The organism is Stenotrophomonas sp. S41 (assembly GCF_016624625.1).
In the GTDB taxonomy this organism is placed as follows: Bacteria; Pseudomonadota; Gammaproteobacteria; order Xanthomonadales; family Xanthomonadaceae; genus Stenotrophomonas.
On record NZ_JACVTV010000184.1, the window covers coordinates 1 to 3,419 of the forward strand.

At 67.7% G+C, this 3,419-nt stretch carries 3 protein-coding genes; 1 reads left to right on the top strand and 2 read right to left on the bottom strand.

The features are described from left to right. Nucleotides 1-54 precede the first annotated feature (54 nt). Nucleotides 55-678: a rhomboid family intramembrane serine protease gene (locus tag IAE56_RS20685; protein ID WP_108769327.1), complete on the bottom strand. Its 624-nt coding sequence runs from the start codon at nt 676-678 to the stop codon at nt 55-57. Nucleotides 679-690: 12 nt separating this feature from the next. Next, nucleotides 691-2,256 carry an oligopeptide:H+ symporter gene (locus IAE56_RS20690; protein ID WP_200753808.1) on the bottom strand — a complete coding sequence of 522 codons (1,566 nt, stop codon included), beginning with the start codon at nt 2,254-2,256 and terminating at the stop codon, nt 691-693. 160 nt (nt 2,257-2,416) lie between these two features. On the opposite strand from IAE56_RS20690, the gene IAE56_RS20695 reads away from it, so the two are divergent. Beyond that, nucleotides 2,417-3,268 (top strand): endonuclease/exonuclease/phosphatase family protein, encoded by an 852-nt coding sequence (locus IAE56_RS20695; protein ID WP_200753809.1) that lies wholly within the window; start codon nt 2,417-2,419, stop codon nt 3,266-3,268. The last annotated feature ends 151 nt before the right edge of the window (nt 3,269-3,419 follow it).

Genomic DNA, 3,419 nt, shown 5'->3' on the forward strand with positions numbered 1-3,419 from the left:
CCCGGCCCGCCCCGGCGGGGGGGGGGGCCCCGGGGCCCCCCCCCCCCGCGCCCCTCAGCGGCCGAACCCGAACGTCGGGTTCGACAGCTGCGCCAGGAAGTGGCCGAAGATGGCCGGCTGCATGGCCAGCATGAAGATCACGCCGAACGCGGCACCGGCCAGGTGCGCGCTGTGGTTGATGCGGTCGCCGCCGCGCTTGTCCATCCAGATGCTGTAGCCAACATAGAACACGGCATAGATGATCGCCGGCGCCGGAATGAAGAACACCAGGATGATCGTCCACGGGCTGAGCAGGATGAAGGCGAACAGCACCGCCGACACCGCGCCCGACGCACCCAGGCTCAGGTAGTTCGGGTTCTTCTGGTTCTTCAGGTAGCTCGGCAGGATCGAGACCAGCAGCGCCCCCAGGTAGAACGCCGGGTAGGTCAGCCAGCTGCCGGTCAACGACAGCATCACCTTCTCGATCTGCCCGCCGAAGAAGAACAGCGTGATCATGTTGAAGATCAGGTGCGACCAGTCGGCATGCACGAAGCCGTAGGTGATCAGGCGGTCGTACTGGCGGTGGCGGTCCACCGCCGGCGGCCACAGGATCAGGCGGTCGGCCAGCTTGCGGTTGTTGAACGCCATCCACGACAGGAGGGCGGTGATGGCGATCAACAGCAGATTGACGGGGGTCATGTCGGCTCAGGCTCAGGCAGTGCGGTAGTTGTCGACCATACGATAGCGTTTCGCATACCAACCGAAGGCCAACGCCGCAACGAACGCGAAACCGGCGAAGAAGAACATCAGGAACGCCGCCTCGCTGAGGCCGGTCCCGGCGATCTTCTCGGTCACCGTGTGGTTGCGCACGGCTGCATTCGACAGCAGCACCCACAGGTTGCCGATGGTGGTGGTCAGGTTCCAGAAGCTCATCACCACGCCCTTCATGGCCTGCGGCGCCTGGCTGTAGGCGAACTCCAGGCCGGTGGCCGAGACCAGCACCTCACCGAAGGTCAGCAGCGCGTACGGCAGTATCTGCCAGAAGATGGACATGGCATTGCCGCCGTCCATCACCACCTGGATGCCACCGACCACAATCCAGGCCAGGCCGCTGAAGGCGATGCCGGCAGTCATCCGGCGCAGCGCGGTCGGCTCGAAGCCGAAGCGGCGCAGGGCCGGGTACAGCACCAGGTTGTTGAACGGAATCAGGATCATCACCAGCAGCGGGTTCAGTGCCTGCATCTGCGAGGCGGTGAACCAGCTCGGCATCTGCATCTGCTGGCCCTGCAGGACCCAGGTCGAGGCCTTCTGGTCGAACAGCGAGAAGAACGGGGTGGTCAGGGCGAAGATGACCAGCACGCGCAGCACCGAGCGCACGCCTTCGACGGCTTCGGCCGGGTGCTGGCCACGGGCGCGGTCCAGCTGCATCCAGGTGCCGCCGCCGATGCCGGCCAGGACCAGCACCAGCGCGATGCACAGGCAGATGACGATGCCCAGGCTGCCGACCAGGCCCAGCGAGGCCACCGCCAGCACCACGCCGGCCACGGCCATGGCCAGGCCCGGACGGCCCTGCCCGGCCACGCGCGTGGTCAGCGCGGTGCGCACCACGTTGGCGAACGAATGCGGATCCTTCGGCGGCAGCGGCACCAGCACGTAGCGCCTGCGGCCCAGCCAGAACACGAAGGTGGCGATGAACATCAGGATGCCGGGGATGCCGAACGCCCACTGCGGGCCCCAGTTCTTCAGCACCAGCGGGATCAGCAGCGAGGCGAACAGCGAGCCGAAGTTGATGATCCAGTAGAAGGCATCGAAGACGAACTTGGCCAGGTGCTTGTTGCTCTGGTCGAACTGGTCACCCATGAACGAGGCCACCAGCGGCTTGATGCCACCGGCACCCAGCGCGATCAGGCCCAGGCCGAGGAAGAAGCCTTCGCGGCTGTTCTCGAACAGTGCCAGGCAGAGATGGCCGGCACAGTAGACCAGGCTGAACCAGAGAATGGTGTGGTACTTGCCGAAGAACTTGTCGGCCAGCCAGCCACCGAGCAGCGGGAAGAAGTACACGCCGATCATGAAGCTGTGCATGATGTCCTTGGCTTCACCGGCTCGGCCTTCTGCAGTGATTTCCTGCAGCAGCAGCGAGGTGATCAGGAACTGCACCAGGATGTTGCGCATCCCGTAGAAGCTGAACCGTTCGCAGGCCTCATTGCCGATGATGTAGGGGATCTGGCGCGGCATCTTTCCCTGGCCGGCGATGGGGGCGACTGCGTCGTGGCTCATCCTGTAAGGCATTCCTGCAAAGCGAAAGGCGCAGTTTACGGAAGCAGTGGCTGCTAAGCACGCTGCACGGCTGCATGACAGGGCCGCCGATCCATGGCAGGCAATCGCAACCCTGCCGGAAGTCACGGCACCTCCACGGCAAAAGCGTAAACTTATCGTTATGCGCCACCGCCCCCCTGCCCGCCTCCTGCTTGGTTGCCTCGTGCTGCTGCTGGCTGCGCCCGCGTGGGCGCGACCGCAGGCCACGCCGCTGGCAGGTAGCGCCGCAGACGAGGGCCGGCAGCTGACCGTGGCCGCGCTGGAACTGCCCAGCCGCGATGACGCGCAGTGGAAGCAGCGCCGCGAACAGGTGCTGCAGCTGCTGACCGAACTGCAGCCGGATGTGATCTCGGTGCAGCAGGTGCAGCAGCAGCAGGGCCGCAACCCCGCCTGCTGGCTGGCCAGCCGGCTGCGCTACAGCTGCGATTTCGTCACCGCCGACCCGCCCAGCCAGCCGCTGCGGCACGGCAATGCGATGCTGACCCGGCTGCCGGTGAGCGAGGACGGGGTGACCCTGCTGCATCCGCCCGGCACCTTCAGCGCGGCCGGCATGATGCGCCTGCGGATGGGCGAGGCCCTGCTCAACGTCTATGTGGCCCGCCTGCGCCCCGACCCGGACGAAGCCACGGCACGCCAGCACCAGACCAGCGACCTGATGACCTGGATCGGCGCCACGTCCGACGGCATGCCCAGCCTGATCGCCGGCGACTTTGCCGCAGCGACCCCCGAACTGGTACGCAGCACGCCCGGTTTCCAGCCGGCGCGGCGCAACCCCGGCGGCAGGCCCGACGCCCCGGCCGCCAGCGGTGGCGGCGCCAGCGGCCATGGCCTGGACGTGCTGTTCCAGGTCAAGTATTTCGGCGGCATCCGCCAGCAGGCGATCCTGCTGCCCGCCGACGGCGACCTGCCCGGCCTGCGCCTCGGCGTGATGGCCACGCTGCGGCTGCAGGGTGTGCCGGCTGCAACCGAATGATCGCGCCGCTGCGCTCGCCGGGCATGGCCCGGCGCTATCCCCGTTTCCGGCGCCGGGTCACCCCGTTTCCGGCCCTGCGCGCCCCCGTTTCCGGTAGCGGCGGGGCCGGGCCGGCGGGGGGGGGGGGGGGGGGCGGGCGGGGGGGGGGGGG

Coding starts and splice junctions, on each gene's coding strand:
- IAE56_RS20685 (WP_108769327.1), bottom strand. CDS start 678: ATGACCCCCGTCAATCTGCTGTTGATCGCCATCACCGCCCTCCTGTCG.
- IAE56_RS20690 (WP_200753808.1), bottom strand. CDS start 2,256: ATGAGCCACGACGCAGTCGCCCCCATCGCCGGCCAGGGAAAGATGCCG.
- IAE56_RS20695 (WP_200753809.1), top strand. CDS start 2,417: ATGCGCCACCGCCCCCCTGCCCGCCTCCTGCTTGGTTGCCTCGTGCTG.